General features: G+C 68.6%; 14 protein-coding genes. All 14 read right to left on the bottom strand.

The window, feature by feature from the left end; all coding sequences use genetic code 11:
• Window positions 1-39: 39 nt before the first annotated feature.
• The 14 genes from OPU66_RS00765 to OPU66_RS00700 all read right to left on the bottom strand — a co-directional run bounded on the left by OPU66_RS00765 (window position 40) and on the right by OPU66_RS00700 (window position 15528).
• Window positions 40-255, bottom strand: coding sequence for a hypothetical protein (locus tag OPU66_RS00765; protein WP_498551686.1), 216 nt, complete (start codon window positions 253-255; stop codon window positions 40-42).
• A complete protein-coding gene (gene ccoS / locus OPU66_RS00760) occupies window positions 252-440 on the bottom strand; it encodes a cbb3-type cytochrome oxidase assembly protein CcoS (RefSeq protein ID WP_498551685.1) in 189 nt (62 codons plus the stop codon). Before ccoS ends, OPU66_RS00765 begins: the two co-directional genes overlap by 4 nt.
• Window positions 437-2572, bottom strand: a complete 2136-nt coding sequence (locus tag OPU66_RS00755; RefSeq protein ID WP_498551684.1) for a heavy metal translocating P-type ATPase — start codon at window positions 2570-2572, stop codon at window positions 437-439. The genes ccoS and OPU66_RS00755 overlap by 4 nt, the downstream gene beginning before the upstream one ends.
• Complete coding sequence (locus OPU66_RS00750; RefSeq protein WP_498551683.1) at window positions 2569-3051, bottom strand: FixH family protein; 483 nt, start codon at window positions 3049-3051, stop codon at window positions 2569-2571. The genes OPU66_RS00755 and OPU66_RS00750 overlap by 4 nt, the downstream gene beginning before the upstream one ends.
• Window positions 3048-4541 (bottom strand): cytochrome c oxidase accessory protein CcoG, encoded by a 1494-nt coding sequence (ccoG, locus tag OPU66_RS00745; RefSeq protein ID WP_498551790.1) that lies wholly within the window; start codon window positions 4539-4541, stop codon window positions 3048-3050. The genes OPU66_RS00750 and ccoG overlap by 4 nt, the downstream gene beginning before the upstream one ends.
• Window positions 4542-4543: 2 nt before the next feature.
• A complete protein-coding gene (gene ccoP, locus OPU66_RS00740) occupies window positions 4544-5404 on the bottom strand; it encodes a cytochrome-c oxidase, cbb3-type subunit III (RefSeq protein ID WP_498551682.1) in 861 nt (286 codons plus the stop codon).
• Entirely contained in the window at window positions 5397-5561 is a 165-nt protein-coding gene (locus OPU66_RS00735) for a cbb3-type cytochrome oxidase subunit 3 (protein ID WP_498551681.1), read from the bottom strand. The genes ccoP and OPU66_RS00735 overlap by 8 nt, the downstream gene beginning before the upstream one ends.
• The gene (gene ccoO / locus OPU66_RS00730; protein ID WP_498551680.1) at window positions 5558-6292 is read right to left on the bottom strand and encodes a cytochrome-c oxidase, cbb3-type subunit II; all 735 of its coding nucleotides are present in this window, start codon (window positions 6290-6292) and stop codon (window positions 5558-5560) included. Before ccoO ends, OPU66_RS00735 begins: the two co-directional genes overlap by 4 nt.
• A gap of 11 nt (window positions 6293-6303) precedes the next feature.
• Window positions 6304-7977, bottom strand: a complete 1674-nt coding sequence (gene ccoN / locus OPU66_RS00725; protein WP_498551679.1) for a cytochrome-c oxidase, cbb3-type subunit I — start codon at window positions 7975-7977, stop codon at window positions 6304-6306.
• A gap of 229 nt (window positions 7978-8206) precedes the next feature.
• A complete protein-coding gene (locus OPU66_RS00720) occupies window positions 8207-9868 on the bottom strand; it encodes a formate--tetrahydrofolate ligase (RefSeq protein ID WP_498551678.1) in 1662 nt (553 codons plus the stop codon).
• A 47-nt stretch (window positions 9869-9915) separates the two neighbouring features.
• Window positions 9916-11211: a GTPase HflX gene (gene hflX, locus OPU66_RS00715; protein WP_498551677.1), complete on the bottom strand. Its 1296-nt coding sequence runs from the start codon at window positions 11209-11211 to the stop codon at window positions 9916-9918.
• A gap of 63 nt (window positions 11212-11274) precedes the next feature.
• Window positions 11275-11760, bottom strand: a complete 486-nt coding sequence (gene hfq, locus OPU66_RS00710; RefSeq protein ID WP_498551676.1) for an RNA chaperone Hfq — start codon at window positions 11758-11760, stop codon at window positions 11275-11277.
• 115 nt (window positions 11761-11875) lie between these two features.
• Window positions 11876-13258: a nitrogen assimilation response regulator NtrX gene (ntrX, locus tag OPU66_RS00705; RefSeq protein ID WP_498551675.1), complete on the bottom strand. Its 1383-nt coding sequence runs from the start codon at window positions 13256-13258 to the stop codon at window positions 11876-11878.
• Window positions 13259-13296: 38 nt separating this feature from the next.
• Window positions 13297-15528 carry a sensor histidine kinase gene (locus tag OPU66_RS00700; protein WP_498551674.1) on the bottom strand — a complete coding sequence of 744 codons (2232 nt, stop codon included), beginning with the start codon at window positions 15526-15528 and terminating at the stop codon, window positions 13297-13299.
• Window positions 15529-15542: the final 14 nt, after the last annotated feature.

The raw sequence follows: 15542 nt of genomic DNA, 5'->3' as shown, positions 1-15542 counted from the left end.
CGCAGCTTCGCGCTCCCCGCCCCGACCAGCTATAGGTTGTTATACGGATCTCTTGCGGCCGGGCAGCGGCGCGTGACAGGCCGAGACGCAGGGCCGGTCGTCGCGCCTGCCGCCATCCCCGTCTCCGCCCAGCGGAATGCGGATCTGGCCGCCATTGCAGGTCGCGACCATGATGTGCCGCCCGGTGTCGCGCGCCGCCGCTGGCCAGGCGAGCATCAATATGGCCGCTATCGGCAGGATCGCCCGCCCGGTCATGGCCGTGGCTCCGTGCCGATCCCCGGCGTCATGGCGGCACCTGCCGCCTCCTCGTCGATCAGGATGCGCAGCGCGGCCCCATCCATATCGTCATATTGCCCGGCCCCGAGCGACCAGAGGAACGCCGCCAGCCCGCCCAGCCCGAGCAGCAGCGCGACAGGGATCAGAAAGGCAAGGCCGTTCATCGTGCACAGCTCCTCAGCCGCAGGGCATTGGCCACCACGATCAGCGACGAGCTTGACATGGCGATGGCCGCCACCAGCGGCGTGACATGGCCGAGGATCGCCAGCGGCACCGCCAGCGCATTGTAGCCGATGGCCAGCGCGAAATTCTGCCCGACGATCCGCCGTGTCGCCCGCGCCGCGCGCACCGCGCCCAGCGTCGGGGCGAGGCTGTCACCCATGAACACCGCGTCGGCCGCGGTCTGGCCGACATCGCTGGCCGAGGCCGGGGCCAGCGAGACATGACCGGCGGCAAGCGCCGGCCCGTCATTCAGCCCGTCGCCGACCATCAGCACATGATGCCCCGCCGCCTTCAGCCGGTCGATCGCCGCCAATTTGTCTTCGGGCCGCATCCTGACCTGCGCGGTCAGCCCGAGCGCGGCGGCAATGGGGCGCACCGCCTCCCCCCGGTCGCCCGACAGGATGCCGACATCCATGCCCAGCGCCTTCATGCCGGCGATGGTCGCGGCGGCATCGTCGCGCATCCGGTCGGCAAAGCAGAGCCGCTTGGGCGCGTCCTCGCCCAGCCGGAAGCCGGTTTCCAGCCCGTCATGCGCCGATATGCCCAGCCCCACCCATTCGGTGCGCCCGAGCCGCGCGACCAGACCGGCGGCATCGCCGCCGACGACCCGCCCTTCGACCCCCAGCCCCGGCGTTTCGCGCACATCGTCCAGCATGGCGGCGACGACGCCTGCGCGCTGAAGTTCGATCACGAGCGCGCGTGCAACCGGATGGGTGCTCGCCCGCGCCAGCGCCAGCGCGACCGGGCGTTCCGCATCCGCCAGCGGCAGCGCACCGACCGGGATCGGCCGTCCCAGCGTGAGGGTGCCGGTCTTGTCGAAGCGCACACAATCTGCCTCGGCCAGCCGTTCGAGCGCCGAGCCGTCCTTGATCAGCACCCCGCGCTTCATCAGCGCGCCCGCCGCCACGATCTGCGCCGCCGGCACGGCAAGGCCGAGCGCGCACGGACAGGTGATGATCAGCACCGCGACCGCGACGAGCAGCGCCTGATGCCACCCTGCGCCTGCGATCATCCAGCCGGCAAAGCTGAGCAGCGCGAGCAGATGCACGGCAGGCGCATAGAAGCGCGCCGCCCGGTCGGCGATCCGCACATAGCGCGAGCGCCCCTGCCCCGCCGCATCCATCAGCCGGGCGATGCCGGCGATGGTCGTGTCCGCGCCCGCCGCCGTCACCCGGATCGAAAGCGGCGCATCGATGTTGAGCGTGCCGGCCACCACGCGCGCGCCGGGCGCGACGGGCTCCGGGCGGCTTTCGCCGGTGATCAGCGACATGTCGAGCCGGCTGTCGCCGCCCAGCACCACGCCGTCCGCCGCCAGCCTTTCGCCGGCGGCGACGATCAGCGTCATGCCCGGCGCGATCTCGTCGGCGCGCCGCCATGCCGTCTGCCCGTCGGCCAGTTCGACCGTGCCGCCGGGGGCCGTCTCGCGCAGCAGCGCCGCGACGCCCGACCGGGCGCGGTCGCGCATCACGCTGTCGAGCACGCGCCCGACCAGCAGGAAGAACAAAAGCGACACCGCGCCGTCGAAATAGGCATGTTCGCCGCCGGTCACCGTCTCGAACAGGCTGAGCGCGGTCGCAAGGATCACGCCGATCGAAATCGGCACATCCATGTTCGTCCGCCCGCGCCGCACCGCCGCCCATGCGGAGGCGAAGAACGGCCGCCCGGCATAGGCGACGGTCGGCATCGCGATCAGCGCGGACAGCCAGTGGAACAGGTCGCGCGTCGCTCCGCTCGCGCCCGACCAGACCGACACCGACAGCAGCATGATGTTCATCGCCGCAAAGCCCGCAACCGCCATCGCGCGGATCAGCGTTCGGCTTTCGGTCGCGTCCTCGCGCGCGGCAGCGGCGGCGGCGATGGGCTGGGCCTCGAACCCGATCCCGGCCAGCGCGGCGCGCAGCTGATCGGGGGTCAGGTCGGGCGCATGGTCGATGGCGACGCGCCGGGTGGTCATGTTGACCCGCGCCGCGCGCACCCCGGCCATGGGCGCAAGGCCGCGTTCGATCTTGGCGATGCAGCCGGCGCAGCGCACACCGGGCAAAGCGAACTCGCTGTGCGACACCGCGACGGTCACAGCCGCAAATCCGCGGCAAAGCGCGCCGGGCCGGCGGCGTCACCCTCTGCCCCCCGGATCGTCGCGCGCAGCTGCCAGCGCCCGGCCGGCAGCCGCGCGAGCGAGCGGTAACGGCCCGGCTGCACCTCGACAAAACCAAGCGTCCGTTCGGGCGCGCGGCCGAGCGGATGGCTGGCCACCGCCTCCACCCGGCTGCCGGGGCGGCTGGTGATGACGACATGGCCGGCATCGGCGGCAAAACCTGCCTGCCAGCCGGCATCCTCCTGCGCCCGCGCCTCGGCCAGCCAGCCATTGAAGCGCTGCGAGGCGACATAGCTGTTGTCGACCACCTTGCCGCCAAAGCTTTGCGTCGCCAGCACCGCCATCGTCAGGTTGACGGCGATCACCACGGCGAAAAAGCCGATGATCGCCCCGGCCATGTGGCGGCCGGTGAACCCGCGCGGCGTGCCCCTGCCCGCCAGTCGTGCCTGTCTGCTCACCTGCCCTCCTCCGGCGTTTCGAACCGCAGCTCATCGGTATCGCCCGCCGGTTCACCATCGAGGGCGACCAGCCTCAATGCGTAGTTGTCCGGAGCGGTGCGCGGCGCGCGGACATAGATGCGGCGCTGCTCGACCTGATCGGCGGGCACGGTGATCGTCAGGCCGCGTGCGGCGCTGCGTTCGGTGGCGAGCGAATCCCACAGCATCCCGCCGGGCAGGCCGACCAGCTCGATCCGGACCGGGCGGGGCCGCGCCTCCATGTTGCGGACCTTGACCGTCACCGCATTGCGGATGTCGCCATCGGCCAGCCGCACCCAGAGCGGGTTGCGGTCGGGCGTCACCGACAGGTCAAGCCGGGTGCGCGCGCCGAGCGACAGCACCATCGCCATCCCGACGGCCGCCCACAGCCCGAAATAAAGCAGGGTCCGCGACCGCAGCAGCGTCCGCCGGATCGGCACTGGCGGCGCGCCGGCCGCTTCGGCGCGGCAATCCTCGAACGTCGCATAATCGATCAGCCCGCGCGGCCGGTCGATCTTCGCCATCACCGCGTCGCACGCATCGATGCACAAGGCGCAGGTGATGCAGGCCAGTTGCGGCCCCTCGCGAATGTCGATCCCGGTCGGGCAGACCTGAACACAGGCCGAACAGTCGATGCAGTCCCCGGTCGGCGCGCCCGCCGCCTCGGCGCGCTTTGCCCCATGGCTGCGCGGTTCGCCGCGCCAGTCCTTGTAAGTGACGATCAGCGAGCGTTCGTCGAGCATCGCCGCCTGGATGCGCGGCCAGGGGCACATATAGATGCACACCTGTTCGCGCATCCAGCCGGCAAAGACATAGGTGGTGGCGGTGAGCACGCCGACCGTGGCGTAAGCGACCATCGCCGCCTGCCCGGTCAGGAAATCGCGCGCCAGCGTCGGCGCATCGGCGAAATAAAAGATCCACGCCCCGCCGGTCGCCATGGCGATCAGCAGCCACAGGCCGTGCTTTGCCAGTCGCTTGAGGATCTTGGCCGGGCCGAGGGGTGCGGCGCGCAGCCTCAGCTGGGCATTGCGGTCGCCATCGATCCAGCGTTCGACATGCAGAAACAGGTCGGTCCACACCGTCTGCGGACAGGCATAGCCGCACCAGGCCCGGCCGACGGCGGAGGTGATCAGGAACAGCCCGATCCCGGCCATCACCAGCAGGCCGGCGACATAATAAAACTCGTGCGGCCAGATCTCGACCGCGAAGAAATAGAAGCGGCGATGGGCAAGGTCGACCAGCACCGCCTGATCAGGCGCATAAGGCCCCCGGTCCCAGCGCAGCCAGGGCGTGACGTAATAGACGGCCAGCGTCGCCGCCATGATCGCCCATTTGAGCCGCCGGTAAAACCCGTCCACGGCGCGCGGAAAAATGTCCGCGCGCCGTGCATAAAGGCTCTCGGGCGGCGGCGGCGGGGCCGGGCGCTGGCCCTTCCCCTTGCGCGCGGCGGTGCCGGCCCCGGCGGCGTTCATCGTCACTCCCCGCCGCCCAGGCTGTGGACATAGGCGGCGAGCATGTTGATCGTCGCCGCGTCAAGCTTGCGGTTCCAGGCGGGCATCACGCCGTAGCGGGCATTGGCGACCGTCTGGGTCAGCGCCGCGCGATCACCGCCATAAAGCCAGATCGCATCGGTCAGATTGGGCGCGCCGAGCGCGCGGTCGCCCTTGCCCTCCGCGCCGTGGCAGGCGGCGCAATTGTCGGCATAAAGCTGCGCCCCGCGCTGTGCGGCACGGCTCGGCGCTTCGGCCCCGGCAATCACCCGGACATGCGAGACGACATCGGCGATCTGCCCCGCATTCAGGATGCCGTCGCGGCCAAAGGCCGGCATTTGCGACATGCGGGTGGCCTCGTCACCCGGATGGCGGATGCCATGTTCAAGCGTGGTGTGGATCGCGCGCAGATCGCCGCCCCACAGCCAGTCATTGTCGTTGAGGTTGGGATAGCCGGGCGAACCCGCCGCCCCGGCCCCGTGACACTGGACGCAGTTGACCTTGAACGCCGCGCGACCGCCCTCGACCGCCGCGCGCATCAGCCGGGGATCGGCGGCGATCTGCTCGATCGGCAGGCTGGCGAGCGCCTGTTCGGTGCCGGCGCGGGCGGCCTTTGCCGCTGCCTGTTCCTGGGCGAACTGGCCCCGGCTGCTCCAGTCCAGCATCCCCGCCGTCGCGCTGCTCAGCAGCGGCACCGCCGGATAGGCGATCATGTAACCGACCGAGAAGATGATCGTCGCATAGAAGGTCCACAGCCACCAGCGCGGCAGCGGGGTGTTCAGTTCCTCGATCCCGTCCCATTCATGCTGGGTGGTTTCGACCGGGGGCAGTTTCGTGTCAGCCATGACGCGGTTCCTCGTCGCTCAGCGGAATGAGGCTGGCGTTCAGATGATGGGTCCGGGCACCGGGCCGGAAGGCGCGGATGACGGCGGTCAGAAAGACGATGACCAGGAAAAGAAGGCCGAAGCTGTCGGCCAGCTCGCGCAGCAGATGGTAGCTCATTTGGCCTGCTCCATCGCCGCCGCCTTGCGGGTGTCGACCAGCGTGCCGAGCATCTGCAGATAGGCGACCAGCGCATCCATTTCGGTCACCCTTTTGGGATCGCCGTCATAATCGCGCACCTGCGCGGTCGGATAACGCTTCAGAAACGCGCTGCTGTCGGCGGCGGGATCGGCCTGGGTGAACAGATCGGCCCCGGCGCTGGCGATCTGGTCGTCGCGGTAGGGCACGCCTACCCGGCGCAGCGCGGTCAGGCTGGCCGCCATGTCCGGCACCTTCAGCTCGCGCGTGGCGAGAAAGGCATAGCCGGGCATGATCGATTCAGGGACCAGTTGCTGCGGGTTCTTCAGATGCTGGACATGCCATTCGTCCGAATAGCGGCCGCCGACCCGGGCAAGGTCCGGCCCGGTGCGCTTCGATCCCCATTGGAACGGGTGGTCGTACATGCTCTCGGCCGCCAGGCTGTAATGGCCATAGCGTTCGACCTCGTCGCGGAACGGACGGATCATCTGGCTGTGGCAGTTGAAACAGCCTTCGCGGACATAGATGTCGCGGCCCGCCTGTTCGAGCGGGGTATAGGGCCGGACGCCGTCGACCTTTTCGATCGTCGAGTCGATCCAGAACAGCGGCGCGATCTCGACGATGCCGCCAATGGCCACGGTGATGAGCGACAGGACCATCAGCAGCGTGACGTTGCGTTCGATCCTGCCATGGTCGAGGATTTTGGTCGCCATGTCGGGGTTCCTTATTCAGCGGCGATCGCATGGCCCGGCGCCATGGCGGCGCGGGCGGGTAGCGGACGGTCGGCAGCGGGGTCATAGGGCGCGTCGTCGAGCGGCGCTTCGTCGCGCAGCCGGCCACGGATCGTCTGGGTGATGTTCCACACCATGAACGCCGCGCCGAGCAGGTAGAGCGCCCCGCCGGCCGCCCGGATCAGATAATAGGGCTTCATCGCGGCGACGACTTCGGCGAAGGAATAGACGAGATAGCCGTCCGCCCCATATTCGCGCCACATCAGCCCCTGCATGATGCCCGCGACCCACATGGCCGAGGCGTAGAGGACGATGCCCGCCGTCGCGCACCAGAAGTGCCAGTTGATCATGCGCAGCGAATAGAGCCGTTCACGCTGCCACAGGCGCGGCGTCATGAAATAGACGGCGGCAAAACTGATCATGCCGACCCAGCCCAGCGCGCCCGAATGGACATGGCCGATCGTCCAGTCGGTATAGTGCGACAGCGAGTTGACCGCCTTGACCGACATCAGCGGGCCTTCGAACGTGCTCATCCCGTAGAAAGCGAGCGCCAGCACCATCATGCGGATGATCGGATCGGTGCGGATCTTGTCCCACGCGCCCGACAGGGTCATCAGGCCGTTGATCATCCCGCCCCAGCTGGGCATCCACAGCATGATCGAAAACACCATGCCCAGCGTCTGCGCCCAGTCGGGCAGCGCGGTGTAATGCAGATGATGCGGACCGGCCCAGATATAGAGGAAGATCAGCGACCAGAAATGGACGATCGACAGCCGATAGCTATAGACCGGGCGTTCGGCCTGTTTGGGCACGAAATAATACATCATGCCCAGAAAACCGGCGGTCAGGAAGAAACCGACGGCGTTATGCCCATACCACCACTGGGTGAGCGCATCCTGCACCCCGGCAAAGGCCGAATAGGATTTGGCACCGACCAGGCTGACCGGCAGCGACAGGTTGTTGACGAGGTGGAGCATCGCCACGGTGACGATGAAGGCGATATAGAACCAGTTGGCCACATAGATATGCGGCTCGTGCCGGCGCACGATGGTGCCGATATAGACCGCCAGATACGCGACCCAGACCAACGTCAGCCAGATATCGACATACCATTCCGGCTCGGCATATTCGCGGCCCTCGGTGATGCCGAGCAGATAGCCGGTCGCCGCCAGCACGATGAACAGCTGATAGCCCCAGAACACGAACCGGGCGAGCGCGGGAAAGGCGAGCCGCGCCCGGCAGGTGCGCTGCACGACCCAGAAGCTGGTGGCGATCAGCGCATTGCCGCCAAAGGCGAAAATCACGGCCGAGGTGTGCAGCGGCCGCAGCCGCCCGAAGGTCGTGTATTCAAGCCCGAGGTTGAGCGCGGGAAACGCGAGCTGGAGCGCGATGTAGAGGCCGGCGATGAAGCCGGCCATGCCCCAGAACATCGTGGCGATCACGCCCAGCCGGATCAGATCATCGTCATAGCCGGCGGGTGCAGGCTTTGGCCGCCCGAGCGCCGGATTGCCCGCGCCGCGCGCGGTGACGAAGGCGGTGACGAGCGCGGCCAGCGCCGCAATCGTCATATGTGTCGCAAAGCCGGCATCGGCTGCGGCGATGGCGGCGGCGAGCGCGATGAGCGCCAGGCCGAGCCAGCCGAATGTCTTGAGCGTGAGAGTGACCATTCCCTTTTCCCTGCGCGAGCCGAATCCGGCGCCATGAAAGGGGGTGTTCGAGCCGAAACCGGCCTGTGTGCCCCGCTGAGCAAATCCCCTTTGCTGCACCGCGGCTGAATACGGTTATCTACGGATGAGGCCGGGGAAGGCCGACCGCGCGGGCGGCGCAGGGCGCAAAACGCCCAGCCCGCCGGCACAGGCGGACTTGGTCAACCCATTCAGAAACGGTCGTTTCGGGTCAGAACAGGCCCTGCGCGAGCCCGTCTTCGTCAAGATGGATTGCCTCGGCCGCCGGCTGGCGCGGCAGGCCGGGCATCGTCATTATGTCGCCGCAGATCGCGACGACGAACCCCGCGCCGGCGGCCAGCCGCACCTCGCGCACCGGCAGGACATGACCCTCGGGCGCGCCGAGCAGCGCCGGGTCGGCCGAAAAGCTGTATTGCGTCTTGGCGATGCACACCGGCAGCCGACCATGCCCGGCGGCTTCCCAGGCGGCGAGCTGGCTGCGGATCGCCGGGCCGGCCTCGACCCGTTCGGCCCGGTAGATGCGCCGCGCCACCGTCTCGATCTTGTCGATGAGCGGCAGATCATCGGGATAGAGCGGCGCGAACTGCGCCGAGCCGCCCTCGGCCAGCGCGGCGACGGCATCGGCCAGCGCGGTCGCCCCCGCCCCGCCCTCGGCCCAGTGGCGGCAGAGATGCATGTCCGCCCCTGCCCCGGCGGCTGCCGCGCGCACCGCGGCGATCTCGGCATCGCTGTCGCCGTGAAAATGGTTGAGCGCGACGACCACCGGCACCCCGAACAGGCGCAGATTTTCGATGTGGCGTACGAGATTCGCCGCGCCGCGCGCCACCGCGTCCACATCCTCGCGCGCCAGTTCTGCGCGGGCGACGCCGCCATTCATCTTCAGCGCCCGGACCGTCGCCACCAGCACGGCGACATCGGGCACAAGGCCCGCCTGACGGCATTTGATGTCGAAGAATTTCTCCGCACCCAGATCGGCGCCGAAGCCGGCCTCGGTCACCACATAATCGGCAAGGCCAAGCGCGGTGCGCGTGGCGATCACAGAGTTGCAGCCATGGGCGATGTTGGCGAACGGCCCGCCATGGACCAGCGCGGGATTGCCGGCGAGCGTCTGGACAAGATTGGGCCGCAGCGCATCTTTCAGCAGCACCGCCATCGCGCCATCGGCCTTCAGGTCGCGCGCCGTCACCGGCTGGCGCTCGCGGGTCTGGCCGATCACGATCCGGCCCAGCCGATCGTGCAGATCGGCGGCGTTCTCGGCCAGGCACAGGATCGCCATCACCTCCGACGCCACGCTGATGTCGAAGCCCGATTCGCGCGGAAAGCCGCTGCCCGGTCCGCCCAGCCCCTGCACGGTCTGGCGCAGTGCGCGGTCATTCATGTCGAGCACCCGCCGCCAGCTGATCCGGCGCACATCGATGCCCAGCGCATTGCCCCAATGGACATGATTGTCGATCATCGCCGCGAGCAGATTGTGCGCGGCGGTGACGGCGTGGAAATCGCCGGTGAAATGCAGGTTGATGTCGTCCATCGGCCCGATCTGGGCATGGCCGCCGCCGGTCGCGCCGCCCTTCTGCCCGAAACAGGGGCCGAGCGAGGGCTCGCGCAGGCACAGCATCGTGCGCCGCCCGGTCAGGTTGAGCGCATCGGCCAGCCCGACCGACATGGTCGTCTTGCCCTCCCCCGCCGGGGTGGGATTGATCGCGGTGACGAGGATCAGCCGCCCGCGCCCGGCCGGGGGCAGCATTTCGGGCAGGATCTTGGCCTTGAGGCGGCCATAAGGCTCGACCGCCGCCTCGGGGATGCCTGCGCGCGCGGCAATCGCGCCGATGGGCTGGAGCGGCGTTGCGCGGGCGATCTCGAGGTCGATGGTCATTGCGCAGGCGTAAGCGATTTCGGCAGGCGCGCCAAATCCCCCGCCGTTCAGCCCCGCGGCTGCTCCGTCCGGGTGAGGAAGCGGTTCCAGTCGGCATCCGACAGGCGCACGTCGAAGGCGACCCGGTCGTCGTGGATCGCGCTGCCCAGCACCTCGCCATGTTCGTGCAGCCAGGCCGCCCCCGCGCCATCGGCCAGCGCCAGATCGACATGGCGGACGCGGTTGCTCGCGGTCAACCGATCCGACAGCAGCCGCCTGAGCGCATCGACACCGTCGCCGGTGAGGGCGGAGACGAGCACGACATCGTCACGCCGCGCCGCCTCGGCGCGCACCGCCTCGCCGGCCTCGCCCAGCCGGTCGGTCTTGTTCCACACCTCGATGCGCGGGGCCTCGGCCCCGATTTCGGCCAGCACCTTTTCGACATCGGATGCCTGCGCGTCGCTGTCGGGATGGGCGATGTCGCGGACATGGACGATCAGGTCTGCTGATATCACTTCCTCCAGCGTGGCGCGGAACGCCGCGACCAGCTGGGTCGGCAGGTCGGAGACGAAACCCACGGTGTCGGACAGGATCGCCTTGTCCAGCCCCGGCAGGCTGATCTGGCGCATCGTGGGATCAAGCGTTGCAAACAGCAGATCCTCGGCCATCACCCGCGCCCCGGTCAGCCGGTTGAACAGCGTCGATTTGCCGGCATTGGTATAGCCGACCAGCGCGATCACCGGCCAGGGCGCGCGCCGCCGCCGGTCGCGGTGGAGGGTGCGGGTGCGCGTCACCGTCTCCAGCTCGCGCCTCAGCCGCGCCATGCGGTCGCGGATCATCCGCCGGTCGGCCTCGATCTGGGTTTCGCCGGGACCGCCCAGAAAGCCGAAGCCGCCGCGCTGCCGCTCAAGATGGGTCCAGCTGCGCACCAGCCGTCCGGCCTGATAATCGAGATGCGCGAGCTCGACCTGCAACCGCCCCTCGGCGGTGGCGGCGCGTTCGCCGAAGATTTCAAGGATCAGCCCGGTGCGGTCGATCACCTTGGCCTTGACCGCCTGTTCCAGATTGCGCTGCTGGACCGGGGTGATCGCCCCGTCGACGATCAGCAGCTGCGCGTCGTGCGCGGCGATGGCGGCGGCGATCTCCTCGACCTGGCCGCTGCCGAACAGCGTCGCGGGCTTGGGTGCGCGCACGCGCAGCGCGATTCGCTCACGCACATCGATGCCGATGGCAAGCGCAAGGCCGGCGGCTTCGTCCAGCCGCGCCTCGGTGTCGCGCGGATCGCCCTGGCGCAGGTCGGGATGGGCGATGACGGCCCGCGCGCCACGCGCAAACTCGTCCGGATCACGTTCAAAACCACTCATCGCCACCAGATAGGCACGATGACGCCCCGGCTCAACCGCGGGCGGATCAAGCCCGGCGCGGGATCAGTCGCCCTGATCCTGCTCTTCGGCCAGATTGAGCGGGTGCGCCGGCTGCACGGTCGAAATGGCGTGCTTATAGACCAGCTGGGTCTGATCGTCGCGGCGCAGCAACAGGCAGAACAGGTCGAACGCCGCAACCTCGCCCTGCAGCATCACGCCGTTGACGAGAAACATCGTCACCGGATCGCCGCTGCGGCGCACCGCGTTCAGGAACACTTCCTGCAGCAGCGCCGGGCGCTTGCCGTTTTCGGCAAAGGCGCGTTCGATGGGGGCGAGATCGACCGGCTGGGCAGGCATTACCGTCGAGATCGCATGCTTGTAGACCAGCTGCGAATTGCCGTCGCGGCGCAGCAGCACCGAGAAATTGTCGAACCAGGTGATGATACCCTGCAGCTTCACGCCCTTGACCAGGAACATGGTCACCGGCGTCTTCGACTTGCGCAGCGAGTTCAGGAACATGTCCTGAAGATTATTGACCTTGTCGGCCATGTCAGATCCTCCGCTCTTTCCGGCGGCTTTGAGGCCCGCCCAAACACAGGCGGAGCCAACATAGCGGCCGCGGTCCGTAACGTCGAGAGGCAGTTACGCCCCGCGCATTCCCCGTTCAGTCCTCCTCTCGCTGGTCGGCAAGGCCGAGCAGCTTGAGCTTGCGGTGCAGGGCCGATCTTTCCATCCCGATAAAGCTGGCCGTGCGCGAGATGTTGCCCGAAAACCGCCGGATCTGGATGCGCAGATATTCGCGCTCGAACGTCTCGCGCGCCTCGCGCAGCGGTGCGCCCATGATCGCGGTCGCGCTCGCGCTGGTCGCCACCTGTGGCTGGGCCGACAGGATTTCGGGCGGCAGCATGTCCAGCTCGATCCGGCCGATCCGGTCGCCCGGCGCCATGATGATCGTGCGTTCGACGATGTTGCGCAGCTGGCGGACATTGCCCGGCCAGTCATAGGCCTGAAGCGCCGCCACCGCATCGTCGGCAAGGTCCGGGGTCGGCACCCGCCGTTCGGCGGCATAGCGGGCGACGAAATGGTCGACGAGGGCGGGAATGTCCTCGCGCCGTTCGGCTAGCGGCGGCAGATGCACGGGAACCACGTTCAGCCGGTAATAGAGATCCTCGCGGAATTGTCCGGCGGCGATTTCGTCGGGCAGATCACGGGCGGTCGCCGACACGACACGGACATCGACCTTCACCGTGCGCTGGCCGCCGATGCGCACAAAGCTCTGATCGGTCAGCACGCGCAGGATCTTGGCCTGGGTGGTAACCGGCATGTCGGCAATCTCGTCAAGGAACAGCGTGCCGCCATGCGCCTGTTCAAGCAGGCCGGGGCGGCTGACCTCGCCGCCCTCTTCCACGCCGAACAGCTCCTCCTCGACCCGCTCCGGCGTCATCCGCGCGGCGCTGACGATCACGAACGGGGCATCGGCGCGCGGGCTCCACAGATGCAGCAGCCGGGCCGCCACTTCCTTGCCCACCCCCGCCGGCCCGGTGACGAGAACGCGGCTGCCGGTCGGCGCCACGCGCTTCAGCGTCGCGCGCACGACATTGATCGCCGAGCTGTTGCCGGTCAGTTCGTCACCCCCGCCGATCTGCGCCTTGAGCGTCGCATTCTCGCGGCGCAGCCGCTCGGTCTCGGTCGCGCGGCTGACGAGATGCAGCAGCCGCTCGGCCTCGAACGGCTTTTCGATGAAATCGGCCGCCCCGCGCCGAATCGCGGTCACGGCGGTGTCGAGATTGCCATGCCCCGAAATCACCAGCACCGGCAGCGACGGATCGCGGCGCTTGATCTCTTCGAGCAGATCGAGCCCGTCGAGCCGCGACCCCTGCAGCCAGACATCGAGCAGGACGAGCGAGGGCCGCCGGTCGCGGATCGCCTCCAGCGCGCTGTCGCTGTCGGCCGCGCCGCGCGCGGTATAGCCCTCATCCTCCAGCACGCCGGAGACGAGGTCACGAATGTCCTGCTCGTCGTCGACAATCAAAACATCGAGCGCCATTCCCGTCCTTCCATCACCATCCTGCCGCCGCGCCCGCGTCACGCGGCGCTGTCCAGCCCGTCCGTCCTGCCCGCCAGCGGGGCGAGCGCGCCGGGATCGAGGAGAATGCGGACCACCGCCCCGCCCCCGTCCCGGTCATGCAAATCGATCGTGCCCAGATGCTCCTCGACGATCTTCTTCACGATCGCGAGGCCAAGGCCGGTGCCGCGCGCGCGCAGCGTCACATAAGGCTCGAACAGCCGCGCCCGCTCGCCCGGCAGGCCGGCCCCGTCATCGGCGACCGTCACCACCAGCCGGCGCGGGCCTTCATCGGCAATCGTCAGTTCGACCGTGCCCGAAGCGGCACCCTCGCCCGAACGCCGGCCGATCGCCTCGACCGCGTTCTTGACGATGTTGGTCAGCGCCTGGCCCAGCTGGCGGCGGTCGCACACCAGCCCCGGCGCGGGATCGGGGGCGTTCAGGACAAAGCGGATGCCGGGATGCGCGACCTCGTGCAGGAACATCGCCTGACGGGCGATATCGACGATCGATTCGGCCGCAAACATCGGCTTGGGCATCCGCGCAAAGGACGAGAATTCGTCGACCATGCGGCGCAGATCGCCAACCTGGCGCACGATGGTCTCGGTCAGCCGGTCAAAGGTCGCGCGGTCGGTGGCGATGTCCTTGCCATAACGGCGCTGGAGCCGTTCCGCCGCGAGCTGGATCGGGGTCAGCGGGTTCTTGATCTCGTGCGCGATCCGCCGGGCGACATCGGACCAGGCGGCGCGGCGCTGGTCGAGCAGCTGCTGGGTGATGTCATCAAAGGTGATCACATGCCCGTGCGCATCGGCGACGATCTTGACGGCGAGCGTCCGGGTCTCGCCGTCGCGCACCAGCTGGACGACCGGTTCCGGATCCACGCCGTCGATCAGCCGGGCCAGATCGGGCGCAACCGCGTCGAGCCGCGCACCGACCGGATCGCCGGCCATCGCCAGAAACGCCGCCGCCGAACTGTTGATCAGCAGGATGCGCCGTTCGGCATCGATCGAGATCACCCCGGCGGTCACGCCCGACAGCACCGCCTCGGTAAAGGCCCGGCGGCGGTCGAGCTGGTCGTTGGCGGCAACCAGCGCCTGGGTCTGTTCCTGCAGCCGCTCGGTCATGCGGTTGAACGCAAAGGCGAGCGTGCCGATCTCGTCGCGCGAGCGCGGGGCCTCGACGCGCGCGGCCAGATCGCCGCCCGCAACCTTGCGCGCGGCATCGACCAGTTCGCCCACAGGCCTCACTAGCCGGTCGGCGACGGTCAGCGCGATCCACACCGCCGCCCCGACGATCAGCAGCGAGATCAGCAGCAGGGCGGCGTTGAAGCGCAATTGCAGGCTGCGCGAGCGTTCGAGCAGCGCCCGGTAATCGGTCAGCACCGCCGCCGCCCGCCGCGACTGCGACAGGGCATTCAGATCGGTCGCGCGCGAGGCATAGAGATAGGTTGGCGAATCCGGCAGCAGCCGCGTCACCGCCTCGATCCGGTCCATGCTGTTGGTCACGACCACCGGCACGCCCCGGCCCAGCTGGCGCACGATATCGGGCGACACCCGTTCCTCGACCGGCCGCGCATCGGGATTGACCATCGCCAGCGTCCGCGCCGTGCCGTCGGGCGAGATCGTCACGATGGCCGACTCGCTGAGCTTGCGGGCCAGCACCTGCCAGCCATAGCCCTCGGCAAACTCAGGGCTGGCCAGCCCCGCTTCGCGCAGGAAATCGCGCAGGTCGCCCGCCATCGTCACAGTCTCGTCGGCGACGTCGCGGCGCTTTTCGCGGTAATAGCCCTGGGCCAGCTCGCTTGCGTTTTCGAGCATCCCGCGTGCCCGGTCGGAAAACCAGAACTCGACGCCATATTGGAACAGCAGCGATGCAAAGATGACGACAAGCAGCGTCGGCACCGCCGCAATGGTCGAAAACAGCGCGACCAGCCGGACATGCAGCCGCCCGCCCCCGCCGACCGGCGAGCGCGCGGCACGACGCATCGCCACCCGCCGCCCGAGCAGCACGAGCAGCGCGATCGCCGGCACCAGATTGGCAACCAGCAGCAGCGCCATGAACGGCGGCGACAGCGGCGAATTGGCCGGCTGTCGGGCAAGCAGGAAATAGCTGGCAATGCCGATGGCGACGGCGGCAAACAGCGTCGCCAGTTCCAGCAGCGGCACATAGCGGGTGCGCCCGCGCGCCACCGCAAATGCCCGCCGCCAGCGAGAGATCGGACGCGGCGCCGCCTGATGCAAACCGGCATTCATCGTTGCATCATTAC

Source organism: Sphingomonas sp. URJC2, assembly GCF_059803575.1.
Note: the sequence above shows the minus strand (reverse complement) of the source record. Positions and strands in the feature narration are given on the sequence as shown.

Coding starts and splice junctions, on each gene's coding strand:
- OPU66_RS00765 (WP_498551686.1), bottom strand. CDS start 255: ATGACCGGGCGGGCGATCCTGCCGATAGCGGCCATATTGATGCTCGCC.
- ccoS (WP_498551685.1), bottom strand. CDS start 440: ATGAACGGCCTTGCCTTTCTGATCCCTGTCGCGCTGCTGCTCGGGCTG.
- ccoG (WP_498551790.1), bottom strand. CDS start 4,541: ATGAACGCCGCCGGGGCCGGCACCGCCGCGCGCAAGGGGAAGGGCCAG.
- ccoP (WP_498551682.1), bottom strand. CDS start 5,404: ATGGCTGACACGAAACTGCCCCCGGTCGAAACCACCCAGCATGAATGG.
- OPU66_RS00735 (WP_498551681.1), bottom strand. CDS start 5,561: ATGAGCTACCATCTGCTGCGCGAGCTGGCCGACAGCTTCGGCCTTCTT.
- ccoO (WP_498551680.1), bottom strand. CDS start 6,292: ATGGCGACCAAAATCCTCGACCATGGCAGGATCGAACGCAACGTCACG.
- ccoN (WP_498551679.1), bottom strand. CDS start 7,977: ATGGTCACTCTCACGCTCAAGACATTCGGCTGGCTCGGCCTGGCGCTC.
- OPU66_RS00720 (WP_498551678.1), bottom strand. CDS start 9,868: ATGACCATCGACCTCGAGATCGCCCGCGCAACGCCGCTCCAGCCCATC.
- hflX (WP_498551677.1), bottom strand. CDS start 11,211: ATGAGTGGTTTTGAACGTGATCCGGACGAGTTTGCGCGTGGCGCGCGG.
- hfq (WP_498551676.1), bottom strand. CDS start 11,760: ATGGCCGACAAGGTCAATAATCTTCAGGACATGTTCCTGAACTCGCTG.
- ntrX (WP_498551675.1), bottom strand. CDS start 13,258: ATGGCGCTCGATGTTTTGATTGTCGACGACGAGCAGGACATTCGTGAC.
- OPU66_RS00700 (WP_498551674.1), bottom strand. CDS start 15,528: ATGAATGCCGGTTTGCATCAGGCGGCGCCGCGTCCGATCTCTCGCTGG.